The organism is Streptomyces sp. adm13(2018) (assembly GCF_008042145.1).
Classification (GTDB): Bacteria; Actinomycetota; Actinomycetes; order Streptomycetales; family Streptomycetaceae; genus Streptomyces.
In genome coordinates, this window is the sequence record NZ_RDBH01000141.1 from 634,515 (window position 1) to 651,028 (window position 16,514).

Consider the following 16,514-nt stretch of genomic DNA (forward strand, 5'->3'; position numbering starts at 1 on the left):
CCGACGAAGCTGGCCCCTGCCGACCCCGTGAGCCGCCTGCGGGTCCGCATCGTCAACGGCGCGATGGACCCGGAGACGGTGGTCGCCTTGAGGGTGCCGCGGCCCGCGCCGAGGGTGCCGGTGACGGACTTGGTGCCCCACTGCCCGGCCACCCGGAGGTCCTCGAACGCGTTCGACACGGAGCCCGTCGTCGTGTTCGCCTCGACGCGGGCGTCGGCCGGGTGGGGGAGCCGGATGGCGACCTCGCCGGAGAGACTGGAGAGCCGGATGTCGGCGGGCGGACCGTCGAGCTCGGCCGGGTCGAGGTCGACGACCATGTCGCCGCTGACGGTCTCGGCCCGCACGGAGGCGCCCGCGCCCTCGATCACCGTCACGTCCCCGGTCACGGAGTTGATCCGGAGCGAGCCCGTGACCGACTGGGCCTCCAGGCTTCCGGAGACGCTCTCGGCGCGGACCGGGCCGGAGAGCCGCAGGAGGGTGGTGTCGCCGGAGACCCCACGCACCTCCGTGCGTCCCGTGATCCCGGTGACGACCGCCTCGGCGCCGACCGCGGTCACCTCGACGTCGACGCCCGCGGGGACGGCGACGGAGACGACCGCCCGGCGCTTGAACTCCTTGCGGTCGAGCCACTTGAGGGCGCTCTTCCACTGGAGGTCCTCGTAGCCCACGGTCAGGGTGGAGCCGTCCTGGGACACCAGCAGCGGCGGGCCCTCGACCTCGGAGACCTCCACGCGGGCGGAGCCCTCGTCCGTCCCCACCACGTTCACCGCGCCGTTGACGATGCGGACCCGCAGGCGGCTCACGGGGTCGGCAGGGGCCAGCTTCGTCGGCTCGGTGACGGACCACTCTGTCATGGTGCTGACCTCCCGTTCGGCAACGCAACATATCGTGTTTCCCGCTAGACACGATATATCGCGGTGAAGGGAAGTCAACCCTGACTCTCCCCTGACAGGGAGGGGGTTAATTGCCTACGAACACGGACAAATTGGCCTAGCGTAGGGCACATGAACGCGACATCCGGACCGAGCCCCGTCGGGGCGCTGCTCCTCTGCCGTGCCGATCCCCCGACGGTCCGGCCCCCCGCCCAGCTGCTCCGCGAGCACCTGCTGCTCGCCCCCGCGGGCGACGAGTGGAGCGTGCTCGTACCGGAGGGGAAGCCCTGGCTGCACGGCGGCGAATCCGTCGAACAGGTCGTCACCGGCTGGGCCACCGCCCTCGCCGTCTCGGCGGCCGGCTGGCCCGTCGTCGCCCTCTGGTGGGACCGCGACCGGGCCGGCCTGACGCTCGCCGCCGGCTTCCGCCGTACGGTCGGCTACACCTGGCTCGCGGACGGCACGCCTGTCGGGGAGGACGAGGCCATGCGCACGTTCGCCGCCCGGCTCTCGCTCGACCCCGTCCTGGACGTCCAGGCCCTGGAGCCGCTCACCGGGCCCGACCCGGACGCCGACGCCCACGCCCGGCTCCTCGGCGTCGTCGCCGTCCTCGGCCGCGCCGGGCTCGCCCTGCCGACCGGGCTGCTGCCCGGCGAGAACGCCGACCGGCTCCGCTCCGTCGCCCTGGCCCAGGGCGCCGAGCAGCTCGAATGGTCGGGCTGGCGGGACGCCGTGCGCGCCGAACTCGACGTGGTGGAGGAAGGCCCCCTCGGCCCATACCTGCGCGGCCCACGGGCGCGCGTACTGGGCGGGGCGCAGCTGGCGGCGGGGGTGCCGCTGCTGCTCTGGGGGCTCGGCCGGCGCAGCGGCGGCTGGACCGCGGCCGGTGCGCTGCTCGTCGTCCACGGGGCGCTCGGCCTGGCCTACGACCGACTGCGGGAGGGGTGACCACGCGCGCGCGTGGTCACCCCTCCCGCCGGACGTCCGCCGGTCCCGTGCTTCCTACTCGTCGTCGTCCTCGTCGTCGTCGAGGCGGGCCAGCCAGGTCGCGAGGCGCTCTACCGGCACCTCGAAGTCGGGGTTGAGATCGACGAACGTCCGCAGCTGCTCGGCGAGCCACTCGAAGGTGACCTCCTCCTCGCCGCGCCGCTTCTCCAGTTCCTCGATGCCACGGTCGGTGAAGTACATGCGATCAGGATAGGCCGAAGCCCCCACGTCCCCTGTCGCCCGCCAGGGTCTCCGACTAGCCTTCCTCATCATCGTTTCGGGGAGCGGGGGCGCTGTGACGCAGGGGATCGCGCGTGTTCGGCTGGACGACGGCACGCCCGTCTGGGCCCGGGTCAGTGACGTGCAGGAACTCGGCGGGGGCGGCGGCTTCCAGGACACCGGCGTCAAAGACCGGGTGGTCTCGATGGCCGGCGGGCTCACGGACGTGGTGCGCGGGGTGGTCGGCTCGCTGCGGGCCGGACTCGACCCGCAGGGGCCGGTGGAGGTCGCCGTCAGCTTCGGCATCGAGCTTTCGGCGCAGTCCGGCAAGGTGATCGGCGTCCTCGCGGACGGCTCGGGCAAGGCCTCGGTGAACGTCTCCCTGACCTGGACCGAACCGGGCCGCGCCGCCGAACCGTGCCGCGCCGCCGAACCGTGCCGCGCCGCCGAACCGTGCCGCGCCGCCGAACCGACCCCCGAGGCCTTCGCCTCCTGGACCCGGCTCCACACCGGCCACGGCGGCAACGCCGTCCGCGGCTGGGCGGCCTGGCTCGCCCCCGAGGCCGTGGCCCCGCGCCCGCCCGGCGCCGCCCGCGGCACCCGGAGCGACGACGAACTCCTCCGCGCCTTCCGGGCCGCGGCCTCACCCGGCGCGCTCCGGCTCGCCGTCCACCTCGCGGCGGCCCCGCTGACCCTGCCCGTGATGCAGCTCGTGCAGCGCGCCATGCTCCCCGACACCGGCCCCATGGAACTGGCCGAGGTCCTGCTCAGCGGAGTGCTGCGCCGCCTGCCCGGGCCCACCCCGTACCCCTGCTTCAGCTATCCGCCGGGCATCCAGCGGCACTTCCTCGGCTCGCTGGACCCGAGCGCCGCCGCCCTCGTCCTCAAGCACTGCTCGGCCTACGTGGAGCGCCACTTCGGCCAGGGCATGCGCAACTTCCCGGCGCTCGCCGCCGCGCGCCTCGCGGGCGCCGACACCGACGCCCACGCCGACGGCGGGAGCGGAGCCGGCCCCGGGCCCCGGCTCGGCCCCGGCCGGACCACCGACCTCCCGGCCGAGACCGCCGACACCGCCCTGGCAGCCAGGACCGCCGAGGCCGACGCGACCGACGAGCCCCTGGGGCCCGACAGCCCGGAGACCGAGCTGTTCGCCCGCATCCCCGCGCGCGTGCTCCGCTTCTACCACCCCGACCTGGTCACCCCGGACCCGCTCATCGAGGCCCGCCGGCTGCTCGCGCAGGGCCGCGCCCAGTCCGACCCGGCCCTGCTCGCCGGGGCGCACGAGCGCGCCGAGGCGGCGCTCCCCGCCGAGCCCGTCGAGGCCCGGATCGTCCTCGCCCGCGCCCTGTACGCCGAGGCCGGCACCGCCGCCGCCCGCCGCGCCGGCCGCCGCCCCGAACTCCTCGGCAGGGCCGCCGACACACTCGTACGGGCCGGGGAACTCGCCCGCACCGGCAGCGAGGCCTGGGCCGAGGCCCGGCTCGAACTGGCCGTCGTCCACCACGCGCTGTGGCGGGACGGCGACGGGGCCGAGCACCTCGACGCGGCCCTCGGCGCCCTCGCCGAGGACACCGACCACTGGCCGGAGTCCGCCCGACCCACCCTCCACCTGCGGCGCGGCCGGCTGCTCCTCGCGCGGGGTGACGGCGCCGGGGCGGCCGCCGAACTCACCGCCGCCCTCGCCCTCCACGAGAGCGCCGCCGCACTCCTCGACCTCGCGGACGCCCTCCACCTCGCCGACGCCGACCCGGACCGCATCGCCCCCGTGCTCGACCGCGCCGCACCCCTCCTCGGCGACGCCCGCGCCCTCCGGCTCCGCCTCACCACCGCACGCGCCCGGCTGTACGACGCCCAGGGCGACGGCGCCGCCGCCGACGCGGCGTACGAGGAGGCCACGCTGCTCGCCCCCGCCGACAGCGAACAACGCGGCCCGCTCCTCCTCACCTGGGGCGACTCGCTCCTGCGCCGGGCCGCGACGGACACGGGCACGGCGCCGGTGGACCGCGCGGAGGGGGTCCTGCGGGAGGCGCTCACCTGCCTGCCCGCCGGCGCGGCCACCCGCGAGCGGGCCCAGATCCTCATCGGCAGCGTCCTCGCGCTGCGTTTCGACCGCGCGGGCTTCCTGCCGGACCTGTACGAGAGCCGTCACCTGCTCGACGAGGCCGCCCGCACCGCCCGCGACCCGGAGACCCGGGCCGAGGTCTGGCTCCACCTGGGCTGGGTCCAGCTCCAGCTGAGCGAGGTGGCGCGCGAAGGCCAGCTCGTCGGCGCCCTCACCGCCTTCCAGCGCGCCGCCGAGGGCATCCGCGCCGCCGTCGGCGACCGCCCCGGCACGATCACCCTGGCGCGGGCGCTCCATGCCCAGGGAGCCGTGCTGTACCTGATGGACCGGCCCGGCCAGGCCGCCACGCTCCTGGCGGAGGCCGCCGAGCAGTGGCGGCGGCTGGACGGCGCACTGGTGGCCGTGGACTGGGCGGACGTGGAGCGGACCCGTGCCCTGCTCGCCGAGGTCGGCGCCGTCCCCCGCCCCCGGCCCGACCGGTTCGGCCGCGAGGAGCGGCGCAGGATCATGCCGCCCTGGCGGGCATGGCGGGCGGGAGACGCGGAACGGCCGGATCGCGGGGGCGCGCATGGGCGCAGTTGAGTCGAACGGGTTTCCGTCTCAGAGGCCACGGGAAGAACCGCTCCGCCGCTACGACCGTGGGGGGCAAAGGCCGGTGAGGGGGAGCCGAGGGTGTTGGAACACACGAAGCGGGTCGCAGGCGTCGACCGGGCCGAAGGGCGTCCCCGGCGGCTTCCCGACCTCACCGGAGTGGACCTGCGGACACTGCGCCTCATGGACGATCCCGAGCTGGTGGCGGCCGTCGAGCGGGTGCTCTGGAATCCGCGGGAGCTGGGGGAGTCCTGGTACGAGGACAGCGGTGAGGGGTCCGACCGCCGCTGAACTCCGCCGGAGCGCAGGTCATCGGGTTTCGGCCAGATGCGCGTCCGCCGCCGGCCCCCGGGGGCGGGGGTGACCGCCCCCCTGTCCCGGACCGCCTTCCACCAGCTGGCCCGGGTCGGCGCGGCCCCGTCCGCGCTCGCCGTGCTGCGGTCCGCGCTGCACGCCCGGCGGCTCCTGCTCCTCAAGGCGTTCCTGGTCCGGGTGCACCGGCACCGTGACACCGTCGAGCCGGACGCGCGTGCCGGGTTCGAGCGCTCCTGGGACCTCCTGGAACAGGTCGAGCGGCGCCACCCCGCCGTGGTCCGCGACGTCCTCGACTACCCGACGACGGGTGCCTGGCTCGCCGCCGCGCTCACCGCGCCGGCCGGGCCCGGCCTCGACCGGCTGCTCGGGCACCTGGAGAGCCTCGCGGCGACCGCCGCGCTGCGCGCCGGCGGTTCGCTCGACCTGACCGTCGGCACCCCGGACGGCCTGCTCTCCCTGCCCGGTCTCGGCCGGCTGCGGGTGGCCGCCCCACGGGTGAGGATCAGCGCGGACGACCGGTCGATCCGGTTCCACCCGGACGGCGCCCGCCGGGCCCTGCCGGTGGTCCTCGCCCTCGTCGACCGGCAGCGCGGAGTCCTCGCCGGCCACGGGCCCGGCTGGTCCGAGGTCCGCTCCCTGCCCGGTGGCGCCGTGCGGCTGGACGATGTCGATCCGTACCGTGTGCCGGAGGGCGCGCAGGTGGTGGTCGCCGCCGACCGCGCGGACACCGACCACGGCGCCTGGTCCGCCTGCTGGCGGGCCGCGCAGACACTCCTCGGCCGTACGGACCCCGGCCGGGCCGCCGAGGTCGCCGAGGACGTCCGCGCCGTCGTTCCGGTCGTCCCCCGGGGGCCCCGGCACCTCGGCGCCACCCTGAGCGCCGCCCCCGGAGCCGTACTGACCTCACTGCCCGAGCAGGGGGAGGGCATGGCCCAGACGCTCGTGCACGAACTGCACCACAGCAAGCTGGCCACGATCCACGACATCGTGCCGCTGTACGGCCCCGGCCGCGAGGCCGTGCACCGGGTCGGCTGGCGCCCCGACCCCCGGCCCGTCGACGGCGTGCTGCACGGCGCCTACGCGCATCTGGCGCTGGCCGACCTGTGGCGGCGCGCGGCCACCGCCGACGGGGTGCGCCGGGCCTGGCGGTCGGAGGTGGGTCACCAGTTCGGCGACATCCACGATCAGGTGGGCCAAGCGCTCGGAATCCTGCTTGAATCCGATGAACTGACCGCAGAGGGGCGCGAGTTCACGCGTCAGATGCGACTTCACCACGCGAGCCTCGGCGCGACCACCTTCGCCGGTGGGTAACACTGTGATCACTGCATATGACACTGCGTTGCGCGGGCGCGGGACGGGAGACACGACAGATGGCGGAACAGCGGTCGGGCGGTGCGGACCAGGGCGCCAGGAACGCGCCTGAGCACGTCCTCGTGGTCTTCCCCGGATACCACCGCCCCTGGGCGAACTGGATCTACCAGCGGCTCGACTCCCACGGCGTGCGGGCCAGCCTGCAACGCTGGGACCCGCCGCGCGAGGCCCCCCTGGAGGACTCGCTCGGCGACCTGCTGCTCGCCCGCGGCCAGGTCCTCCTCGTCCTGGACGACTGGTTCTTCCAGCTCGGCCCCCGCGCGGCCGGCGAGTGGAACGACGTCCTGCGCGGCTTCGTCGCCGCCAACGCCGAACGGTTCACCTCGGTCAACCTCACCAACCGGACACTGCTCCCGGCCACCGCCGTCCTCGAACCCGTCAGCCTGTGGGGCGTGGGCGAGGAGGAGGCCGAGGCCCGGCTGCTCAGCCGGCTCGGGATCGAACCCCGCCGCTCCGCCGCCCGCCGGCTCTCCGCCGGGGCACTCGTCCGCTTCCCGGACACCCCGCCCGAGATCTGGGGCGAGGTCCCGCGCCGCAACCCCCGCTTCACCGGCCGCGACGACCTGCTCACCGAGCTCCAGGAAAGGCTGATGGACGCCGAGCGCGGCAGCGCCGCCTGCACCCTCCTCGGCATGTCCGGCATCGGCAAGACCCAGCTGGCCGCCGAGTACGCCCACCGCTTCAGCTCCGACTACGACATCGTCTGGTGGGTCAGCTCCGACGACCGCAACGTCCAGCGCGACCGCTTCGGTGAACTCGCCGTCCAGCTCGGCCTCGCCACCGGCAACGAGCCCGGCGAACGCATCCGCGCCGTCCGCGAGGCCCTCCGCCGGGGCGACCCGCACCCCCGCTGGCTCCTCGTCTTCGACGGCTGGGACGACACCGGCGGCGCCGACGTCATCCTGCCCCAGGGACCCGGGCACGTCCTCGTCACCTCCCGCAACCGCGGCTGGGGCGACCACACCGAGATCGTCGAGGTCCCCGGCTTCGACCGCGCCGAGTCCACCGGCTATCTGATGCGCCGGGCCCCGCACGTCACCGCGATCGAGGCCGACGAGGTCGCCGCCGAGTTCGGCGACGTACCCCTGCCTCTCGCCCAGGCCGCCGCATGGCTCGGCGAGTCCCGCATGGAGGTCTCCGAGTACCTGCGGATGGTCCGCGACGGCAGCATCTCCGACGTGGACGAGCCGACCGGCCCGTACGGCATGCCCAACGCCTCCCTCACCTCCTGGTCGATACTGATCAACCGGCTGCGGCTCGCCCAGCCCCAGGCCATCGACGTACTCAGCCTGTGCGCCTCCTTCGCCCCGGGCCGCATCCCGCTCGGCATCGTCCGGGCCTACCCGCAGGCCGACCTCCCCGAGGACCTGCGCTGGATGGTCACCGACCTCGGCGCCTGGTCCCGCGCCCTCGACACCCTGGTCAACTACTCCGTCCTGAGCCGCGAGTCACGTGGACCGGTCGGCGGCGGCGAGATGGGACCGCACCAGGAGTCCGTGCACATGCACCGGCTCGTCCACAACATCGTCGCCCGGCTGACCGACGGCGAACACCGCACGGCGCACCGCAAGGCCGTCCGCACCCTGCTCGCCGAGGCCGACCCGGGCAACCCCACGGACAGCCGCAACTGGCCCCGGTACGCCGAACTGCTCCCGCACCTGGAGCCGTCCGGAGCCCTGGCCAGCCGCAACCCGCGCGTCCAGACCACCGTCCTCAACTGTCTGCGCTACTGCCTCCGCAGCGCCGAGTTCCGGGCCGGCATCCGGCTCGCGGAGAAGATCCGCGACCAGTGGTCCACCGCACTGGACCCGGTCAGCGACGAGATGCTGGAACTCACCTCGCTGGAATGCGAGACCCTGCGCAAGTTCGGACGCTTCCGTGAGGCGTACCAGCTGGATCTCCTCGTGCGCGCCCGCCTCGACGAGGCACCGGCGCCCAACCCGCTCGGTTCCCTCCGCTCGGCCGTCTCCATCGCCAGCGACCTCCGCTTCCTCGGCCAGTACCAGGAGTCGGAGCGGGTCCAGCGGGACGCCCTCGCCGAGGCACGGACCCTGCTGGGGGAGAACGAGCCCCTCACCCTCGGCGCCGGCAACAACCTGGGCATCGTGCTGCGCAACCTCGGCCGCTACCAGGAGGCGTACGACCAGGACGTAGACTCCCTCGCCCGCTCCGAGAGCACCCTCGGCGCCCTGCACTCGCAGACCCTCATCACCAGCAACAACGTCGCCCAGGACCTGCGCCTGCTCGGCCACTACCGCGAGGCCCTGGCCCGCCAGGAGGCCAACGTCCGCGTACAGGTGAGGATCCTGGGCGCCCAGCACCTCCAGACCCTGTACGCCAGGGCGCAACTCGCGCTGTGCCGCCGCCGGGAGGGCAGCTTCCAGCAGGACCTCGGCGCCACCATGGCGAGCGTGCTCGACCAGATGGAGCAGGTGCACGGCCGGGGCCACTACCTCACGCTCTCCTCCATCAACAACTACGCCAACTACCTCCGTGAACACGGCGACCTCGACCTCGCCCGCCGGCTCATCCACGAGGCCGAGGCCGGCTACCGCGCCCTCCTCGGTCCCGCCCACCCCGTCGCCACCGGCGTCCTCGCCAACACCGCCCTCGTCCTCCAGGCGTCCGGCGACCGCACGGACGCCCTCGCCATCCTGGAGTCCGCCCTGGCCGGCCTGACCGCCTCCCTCGGATCCGACCACCCCTGGGTCCTCGGCTGCGCGCTCAACGCCGGAGCCGCCCGCAACTTCAACGGCCGGGTGCACGACGCGGCCGAACTCAGCCGGGACACCCTCCGCAGGGCCCGCCACACCCTCGGCAACGAGCACCCCCTCACCCTGTCCAGCCAGGTGGCGCTCGCCACCGACCTGCGCGGCCTCAGGGAGAACGAGGAGGCGGGCAAGCTGGAGGAGGACGCGCTGCTCACCCTCACCCGCACCCTGGGCGCCCAGCACCCGCACACCCTGTCGGCACGGCAGCGGAACCGGCCCTACTGGGACTTCGAGGCCAACCTCGGCTAGACCGCCGGAGCGAACGCCGGAGGCCCGGCACCCCCTCGGGGATGCCGGGCCTCCGTACGTACCGTACGAGAACGACGGATCAGGCGTCGAAGACCTCGTTGACCAGCTGCTGCTGCTCCGCCTGGTGGCGCTTGGCCGAGCCGACCGCCGGGGACGAGGAGTGCGGACGCGAGATCCTGCGCAGCCGCTCGCCCGCCGGGATGTCCGCGCCGACCGCCAGGTCCAGGTGGTCGATCAGGTTGAGCGCGATGAACGGCCACGCACCCTGGTTCGCCGGCTCCTCCTGCGCCCAGATGTACTTCGCGGCGTTCGGGTACTTGGCGATCTCGGCCTGGAGCTCGGCACCCGGCAGCGGGTACAGGCGCTCCACACGGATGATCGCGGTCTCCGTGTCGCCACGCTTCTGACGCTCGGCCTCCAGGTCGTAGTAGACCTTGCCGGCGCAGAAGACGACCTTGCGGACGTCGGCCGGGTTCGCCGTCGTGTCGCCGATCACCGGGCGGAAGCCGCCGGTGGTGAACTCCTCCGCCTTGGACGCCGCGGCCTTCAGACGCAGCATCGACTTCGGGGTGAAGACGATGAGCGGCTTGTGGTGCGGGTTGTGGACCTGCCAGCGCAGGAGGTGGAAGTAGTTCGACGGCAGCGTCGGCATGGCGACCGTCATGTTGTCCTGGGCGCACATCTGGAGGAAGCGCTCCGGGCGCGCGGACGAGTGGTCCGGGCCCTGGCCCTCGTAGCCGTGCGGCAGGAGCAGCGTGACGCCGGAGGTCTGGCCCCACTTCTGCTCGGCCGAGGAGATGAACTCGTCGACGACGGTCTGCGCGCCGTTGACGAAGTCACCGAACTGGGCCTCCCAGACGACCAGGGCGTCCGGGCGCTCCAGGGAGTAGCCGTACTCGAAGCCCATCGCCGCGTACTCGCTGAGCAGCGAGTCGTAGACGTTGTAGTGGGCCTGCTCCTCGGTCAGGTAGAGCAGCGGGGTGAAGTCCTCGCCGGTCTCCTGGTCGACCAGGACCGCGTGGCGCTGGCCGAAGGTGCCGCGGCGGGAGTCCTGGCCGGACAGCCGGACCGGGGTGCCCTCCATGAGCAGCGAGCCGATGGCGAGGGTCTCGCCCATGCCCCAGTCGATCGTGCCGTCCTCGACGGAGGCGGCGCGGCGCTGCATCTGCGGCATCAGACGCGGGTGGACCGTGATCCGCTCCGGGATGCTGACCTGCGACTCGGCGATCCGCTTCACGACCTCGGCGGAGACCGCGGTGGTGACGCCGACCGGGAAGGTGGCCTTGGCGTCCGGCACGACGGCCGACGCCGGGGCGTTGGTGGCCTCGCGGACCTCCGCGAACACCTTCTCCAGCTGGCCCTGGAAGTCCTGGAGCGCCTGCTCCGCCTCTTCCAGGGTGATGTCGCCGCGACCGATCAGCGACTCGGTGTACAGCTTGCGCACCGAGCGCTTCTTGTCGATCAGGTTGTACATCTGCGGGTTGGTGAACTGCGGGTTGTCGCCCTCGTTGTGACCGCGGCGGCGGTAGCAGATGAGGTCGATCACGACGTCCTTGTTGAACGTCTGGCGGAACTCGAAGGCGAGCCGCGCGACGCGGACCACGGCCTCCGGGTCGTCGCCGTTCACGTGGAAGATCGGCGCCTCGATCATGCGGGCCACGTCGGTCGCGTACATCGAGGAGCGCGAGGACTCCGGGGCGGCGGTGAAGCCGACCTGGTTGTTGATGACGATGTGGACCGTGCCGCCGGTGCGGTAGCCGCGCAGCTGCGACATGTTCAGCGTCTCGGCGACGACGCCCTGGCCGGCGAAGGCCGCGTCGCCGTGCAGGGCGACGGGCAGGACGGTGAAGTCCGTGCCGCCCTTGTTGATGACGTCCTGCTTGGCGCGGACGATGCCTTCCAGGACCGGGTCGACCGCCTCCAGGTGCGAGGGGTTGGCCGCGAGGGAGACCTTGATCTCCTCGCCGTCCAGGCCGACGAAGGTGCCCTCGGCGCCCAGGTGGTACTTGACGTCGCCGGAGCCGTGCATCGACTTCGGGTCGAGGTTGCCCTCGAACTCGCGGAAGATCTGCGCGTAGGACTTGCCGACGATGTTCGCCAGGACGTTCAGCCGGCCGCGGTGGGCCATGCCGATGACGACCTCGTCGAGGCGCGACTCGGCGGCCGAGTCGATGACCGCGTCGAGCAGCGGGATGACGGACTCGCCGCCCTCCAGGGAGAAGCGCTTCTGGCCGACGTACTTCGTCTGCAGGAAGGTCTCGAAGGCCTCCGCCGCGTTCAGCCGGCGCAGGATCCGCAGCTGCTCCTCGCGCTCCACGCGGGAGTGCGGGCGCTCGACGCGGTCCTGGATCCACTTGCGCTGCTTCGGGTCCTGGATGTGCATGAACTCGACGCCGGTGGTGCGGCAGTACGAGTCGCGGAGCACGCCGAGGATGTCGCGGAGCTTCATCATCGACTTGCCGGCGAAGCCGCCGACCGCGAACTCCCGCTCCAGGTCCCACAGGGTGAGGCCGTGCTCGGTGATGTCCAGGTCGGGGTGCTTGCGCTGCTTGTACTCCAGCGGGTCGGTGTCGGCCATGACGTGGCCGCGGACCCGGTAGGAGTGGATGAGCTCGAAGACGCGCGCGGCCTTGGTGACGTCGTCGTCGTGCGAGGCGTCGATGTCCTTGAGCCAGCGGACCGGCTCGTAGGGGATCCGCAGGGCCTTGAAGATGTCGTCGTAGAAGCCCTGCTCGCCGAGGAGGAAGTTGGCGACGACGCGCAGGAACTCGCCGGAGGCGGCGCCCTGGATGACGCGGTGGTCGTACGTCGAGGTCAGGGTCATGACCTTGGAGATGCCCAGCTTGTTCAGGGTGTCCTGGGAGGTGCCCTGGAACTCGGCCGGGTAGTCCATCGAGCCGACGCCCATGATGACGGACTGACCGGGCATCAGACGCGGCACGGAGTGGACGGTGCCGAGGCCGCCGGGGTTGGTCAGGGAGACCGTGACGCCGGTGAAGTCGTCCATCGACAGCTTGCCCACGCGGGCCCGCTTCACGATGTCCTCGTACGCCTGCCAGAACTCGAAGAAGTTGAGCGTCTCGGCCTTCTTGATGCCCGCGACGACGAGCTGGCGGTCGCCGTTGGGCTTCACCAGGTCGATCGCGAGACCGAAGTTCACGTGCTCCGGCTTGACCAGGGTCGGCTTGCCGTCCTTCTCCGCGAAGGAGTGGTTCATCGACGGCATGGCCTTGATCGCCTGCACCATCGCGTAGCCGATGAGGTGCGTGAAGGAGATCTTCCCGCCCCGGGCGCGCTTCAGGTGGTTGTTGATCACGATCCGGTTGTCGAAGAGCAGCTTCACCGGGACGGCGCGGACGGACGTGGCCGTCGGCACCTCGAGCGAGGCGTTCATGTTCTTCGCGACCGCGGCGGCGGGACCGCGCAGCGTGATCAGCTCGGGGCCGGCCGGGGCCTCGGCCGCGGGCGTGGCGGCGGCGGGCGCGGCCTTCGTCGCGGCGGGCGCGGCGGCCGGCTTCGCGGCCGGGGCAGCGGCGGGCTTCGCGGGCGCCGGGGCGGCCGCGGGCGCCGGGGCGGCGGCCGGAGCGGGCGCGGGGGCCGGAACGGCCGCGGGAGCGGCAGGCGCGGCCTGTGCGGGGCCCGCCTGCGGCGCCGCGGGGGCGCTCGGAGTGGTGGTGGCCGGGGCGGTCGGGGTCTCCGACGCTCCCGGCTTGTAGTCGGCGAAGAAGTCCCACCAGGCACGATCGACCGAATTCGGGTCCTGGAGGTACTGCTGGTAGATCTCGTCGACGAGCCACTCGTTGGCACCGAAGGCGGCTGCGGGGCTCACGCCACGCCCGTCTTGGTCGGCCGGGGAGCTCGGGGTACTGGGGGACTGAGACGACACGGCGGCAACCGCCCTCTTCCGCTTCGCAAGGTGATGGACAGCGGAAATAAAGGCTACGCCTGTCCGGCCGAGAGGTGCAGGCGGGGAGCGCCAACGTCGCGCAAGTCACACTTGACGGCGTGTTTCGGGGCCGTGAATGGCGGGAAACAAGCGGGGTTCCGGATGCGTGAGGGTACGGGAAAGCCCGGGCGCGGCCCGTTTCGACCGCACCCTTGACCGCGTCCCGCTCACGTGCGCGGAGGTCTCCCGCACGGACAGGCCGACAGACCGGCTTCGCCGCAGGACCCGGCTCTTCCGCTTCGAACCCTACGTCAATCTCTCGGCCGAGGGCTGCCCGGAAGAGTGACTCTGATCCGGCAGCCGCGTGATGATTCGGCCACCCCGATCCCGCCGCCGTGCAGATCCACCGCCCAGCGGGCGATCGCGAGCCCGAGCCCCGTGCCGCCGTCGCTCTTGGGGCCCTGCCGGTGCGGAGCCGTGCCCCGGTTGAACCGCTCGAACACCCGGTGCCGCTCCGCCTCCGGGATACCGGGACCCTCGTCCTCGACCTCCAGCTCCAGCGAGTCCGGGTGGGGGCCGCGCCGGGCCCGGACCGTGACGCGGCCGTGCGGCGGCGAGTGCTTCACCGCGTTGTCGATCAGGTTGGCCATCACCTGGTGCAGCCGCTCGGCGTCGGCGTGCGCCACCAGCTCCGGCGGAGACACGTCCAGGTGCAGATGCACGTCCGTGCGGTTGTGGAGACCCGAGGTGGAGGAGAGGCCGCGCTGCGAGGCGGCCAGGTTCGCTTCGCGCAGAACTCCCGAGAGATACGGCCAGACCTCGAAACGGCTCGCCCGGAGCGCCACGACACCGTTGTCAAGGCGTGACAGGTCCAACAGCGTCTCCACCAGCCGGCCCAGCCGCTCGGTCTGCTTCAGCGCCGACCGCATCGTCTCCGGATCCGCCTCGGACACCCCGTCCACGACGTTCTCCAGTACGGCCCTGAGCGCGGCGATCGGGGTCCGCAGCTCGTGCGACACGTTCGCGACCAGCTCCTTGCGGTGCCGGTCCACCGCCTCCAGGTCGTCCGCCATCCGGTTGATCGTCGACGCCAGGTCGCCCAGTTCGTCGCGCCGGTCCGCACCCCGCACCCGCCGGGTGAAGTCCCCGCGCGAGATCGTCCCGGCCACCGTGGTCATCTCGTCCAGCGGCGCCGTCAGGGACTGCGCCACGAACTGGGTGATCAACAGGGTCGCGATCATCGCGAAGATCGTGATGTAGCGGAACTCGGTGGACGTGCGGATCGCCACGAGCGCCAGCCCGGAGGTCAGCAGCACCGCCCCGACGACCAGCGTGCCCAGCTTGGTCTTGATCGAGATCGCGATCCGGCGCGGCCGGCCGGCCGCGCCGGATCGCGATCTCGATCAAGACCAAGCTGGGCACGCTGGTCGTCGGGGCGGTGCTGACCGAGTTCGACCTGCTGGTCTGCCTGGCGAGCACGCCGCGGGCGGTCCTCTCCCGCGAGCAGCTGCTCGCGGGAGAGGACCGCCCGCGGCGTGCTCGCCAGGCAGACCAGCAGGTCGAACTCGGTCGGGGTCAGGTGCACGTCCTCGGACCGCACCCGGACCCGGCGCTGCGCGTGGTCGATCTCCAGTTCGCCGAGGCGCAGGATGCCGCTGCGCGGGGTCACCGCCGCCAGCGCGGCCCGCTCCACCCGGCGCAGCAGCACGTGCACCCGGGCGGCCAGCTCCCGCATCGAGAACGGCTTCGTCATGTAGTCGTCCGCGCCCACGCCGAGGCCGACCAGCATGTCCGTCTCGTCGTCGCGGGCCGTCAGCATGAGGACCGGGACGGGGCGGGTGGCCTGGACCCGGCGGCACACCTCCAGCCCGTCGAACCCCGGCAGCATCACGTCGAGGACCATCAGGTCCGGCTGCCAGGCCTCCGCCGCGTCGACGGCGGCGGGGCCGTCCGTCGCCGTCTGGACGAGGAAGCCCTCCGCGCGGAGCCGGGCGGCGATCGCCTCGACGATCGTGGTGTCGTCCTCGACCACGAGCACCCGGCGCTGGGCCCCCGGAGTGGCCGCCGCACCGTGGTGAGTGGTGTGTGTCTGCTCCATTGCCCCGCCTCGCGTCGCCGATGTCGGCTCAGCAGCCTAGAGGTACCGGCGGCGTCCCGGCTATCCAGGACTTACTCGGGACGGATGCCGAGGTGGACCGCGTCGGGGACGCCCCGGGCAACCGGGATCTCTTCCGTCCGTACCCCGCTGAATCCGGCATTCCGCAAGGACCCTTCGAAATCGACGGAGGGCCGGGCGGACCACACGGCGAGCACTCCGCCGGGGTTCAGGCGGGCCGCGCAGGCCGCCAACCCCTCAGCTCCGTAAAGGGATTCGTTGTCCTCGGTGACCGTCCAGTCCGGCCCGTTGTCGATGTCCAGACAGAGCGCGTCATAGGTGTCGGAGGAGGTGCGGAGATGTGCCACGAGGTCCGTGTGCAGGATCACGGTCCGGGAATCGGCCAGCGCCGCCCCGGAGATCGCGGCGAGCGGGCCGTGCCGGTGCCAGTCGATGACCGCCTCCTCCCGCTCGACTGCGGTGATCCGGCCCCAGCGGGGGTCGGCCGCCGCGTGGGCCAGCGAGAAGCCGACGCCCAGGCCGCCGACGAGCACGGACGCCCCGGTACGGCGCCGCTCCGGGAGCGCGGCCTGCGCCGCGTCGACCAGCAGCCGCTCGGAGCGCCCGTCGGAGGTGTCCATCAGGAAGGTCCCGTTGGCGATGATCTCGAAGTGCTCGCCGCGCCGGCGGAGCACGACCTCCCCGTACGGTCCGTCTCGGCGGTCGAGGGTGACGGTTCCTGACATGAATCGGTCGCTCCGCTCTCGGCTCGGCAGTGGGCCCCGGCCATCCTCGCGGGAAGGGGGCGGAGCGGACAAACCCGTTTCCCGCAGGGGTGGTTCGGCTCGGACGGATGTGCGGTCGTGACGCCCGGGGGCCCCGCGCCGACACCCGTCGGGAGTTCGTCAGGTCCGAGGCGAACCACCCCTGCGGGAAACGGGTTTGTCCGCTCCGCCCCCTTCCCGCGAGGATGGCCGGGGCCCACTGCCGAGCCGAGAGCGGAGCGACCGATTCATGTCAGGAACCGTCACCCTCGACCGCCGAGACGGACCGTACGGGGAGGTCGTGCTCCGCCGGCGCGGCGAGCACTTCGAGA

10 protein-coding genes and 2 pseudogenes are annotated in these 16,514 nt (G+C 73.0%); 6 read left to right on the forward strand and 6 right to left on the reverse strand.

Annotation, left to right across the window (positions count from 1 at the left end):
• A partial coding sequence (locus EAO70_RS31055; protein WP_148006609.1) for a DUF4097 family beta strand repeat-containing protein occupies positions 1-854 on the reverse strand: 854 nt, incomplete at its 3' end.
• A 150-nt stretch (positions 855-1,004) separates the two neighbouring features.
• Here EAO70_RS31055 and EAO70_RS31060 point away from each other — a divergent pair.
• Positions 1,005-1,820, forward strand: coding sequence for a hypothetical protein (locus tag EAO70_RS31060; protein WP_148006143.1), 816 nt, complete (start codon positions 1,005-1,007; stop codon positions 1,818-1,820).
• A 54-nt stretch (positions 1,821-1,874) separates the two neighbouring features.
• On the opposite strand, the gene EAO70_RS31065 is transcribed toward EAO70_RS31060, so the two are convergent.
• Entirely contained in the window at positions 1,875-2,060 is a 186-nt protein-coding gene (locus EAO70_RS31065) for a DUF6104 family protein (protein ID WP_024761804.1), read from the reverse strand.
• 94 nt (positions 2,061-2,154) lie between these two features.
• On the opposite strand from EAO70_RS31065, the gene EAO70_RS39690 reads away from it, so the two are divergent.
• From EAO70_RS39690 to fxsT, 4 genes are all read left to right on the forward strand, one after another.
• Positions 2,155-4,722: a CU044_2847 family protein gene (locus EAO70_RS39690; RefSeq protein ID WP_261993127.1), complete on the forward strand. Its 2,568-nt coding sequence runs from the start codon at positions 2,155-2,157 to the stop codon at positions 4,720-4,722.
• Positions 4,723-4,812: 90 nt separating this feature from the next.
• Positions 4,813-5,022, forward strand: a complete 210-nt coding sequence (locus tag EAO70_RS31075; RefSeq protein WP_261993128.1) for a hypothetical protein — start codon at positions 4,813-4,815, stop codon at positions 5,020-5,022.
• Positions 5,023-5,091: 69 nt separating this feature from the next.
• On the forward strand, positions 5,092-6,357 hold the full coding sequence (locus tag EAO70_RS31080; protein WP_187284108.1) for an aKG-HExxH-type peptide beta-hydroxylase: 1,266 nt from the start codon (positions 5,092-5,094) through the stop codon (positions 6,355-6,357).
• Between the two features lie 59 nt (positions 6,358-6,416).
• Positions 6,417-9,437: an FxSxx-COOH system tetratricopeptide repeat protein gene (gene fxsT, locus EAO70_RS31085; RefSeq protein WP_148006145.1), complete on the forward strand. Its 3,021-nt coding sequence runs from the start codon at positions 6,417-6,419 to the stop codon at positions 9,435-9,437.
• A gap of 79 nt (positions 9,438-9,516) precedes the next feature.
• On the opposite strand, the gene EAO70_RS31090 is transcribed toward fxsT, so the two are convergent.
• The 4 genes and pseudogenes from EAO70_RS31090 to EAO70_RS31110 form a co-directional block, all read right to left on the reverse strand.
• A complete protein-coding gene (locus EAO70_RS31090) occupies positions 9,517-13,323 on the reverse strand; it encodes a multifunctional oxoglutarate decarboxylase/oxoglutarate dehydrogenase thiamine pyrophosphate-binding subunit/dihydrolipoyllysine-residue succinyltransferase subunit (protein WP_148006146.1) in 3,807 nt (1,268 codons plus the stop codon).
• Between the two features lie 311 nt (positions 13,324-13,634).
• Positions 13,635-14,687 carry a sensor histidine kinase gene (locus EAO70_RS31100; protein ID WP_148006148.1) on the reverse strand — a complete coding sequence of 351 codons (1,053 nt, stop codon included), beginning with the start codon at positions 14,685-14,687 and terminating at the stop codon, positions 13,635-13,637.
• A gap of 134 nt (positions 14,688-14,821) precedes the next feature.
• Positions 14,822-15,421, reverse strand: a pseudogene (locus tag EAO70_RS31105) (response regulator transcription factor); the annotation flags it as partial.
• Positions 15,422-15,492: 71 nt separating this feature from the next.
• Positions 15,493-16,164, reverse strand: coding sequence for a spermidine synthase (locus EAO70_RS31110; RefSeq protein ID WP_148006150.1), 672 nt, complete (start codon positions 16,162-16,164; stop codon positions 15,493-15,495).
• A 238-nt stretch (positions 16,165-16,402) separates the two neighbouring features.
• Between EAO70_RS31110 and EAO70_RS39695 the strand changes: the two are divergent.
• Positions 16,403-16,514 (forward strand): annotated as a pseudogene (locus EAO70_RS39695) (spermidine synthase); the annotation flags it as partial.

What these genes read in the sequence shown, in the direction of transcription:
- EAO70_RS31060 (WP_148006143.1), top strand. Translation starts at nt 1,005, where the DNA reads ATGAACGCGACATCCGGACCGAGCCCCGTCGGGGCGCTGCTCCTCTGC.
- EAO70_RS31065 (WP_024761804.1), bottom strand. Translation starts at nt 2,060, where the DNA reads ATGTACTTCACCGACCGTGGCATCGAGGAACTGGAGAAGCGGCGCGGC.
- fxsT (WP_148006145.1), top strand. Translation starts at nt 6,417, where the DNA reads ATGGCGGAACAGCGGTCGGGCGGTGCGGACCAGGGCGCCAGGAACGCG.
- EAO70_RS31110 (WP_148006150.1), bottom strand. Translation starts at nt 16,164, where the DNA reads ATGTCAGGAACCGTCACCCTCGACCGCCGAGACGGACCGTACGGGGAG.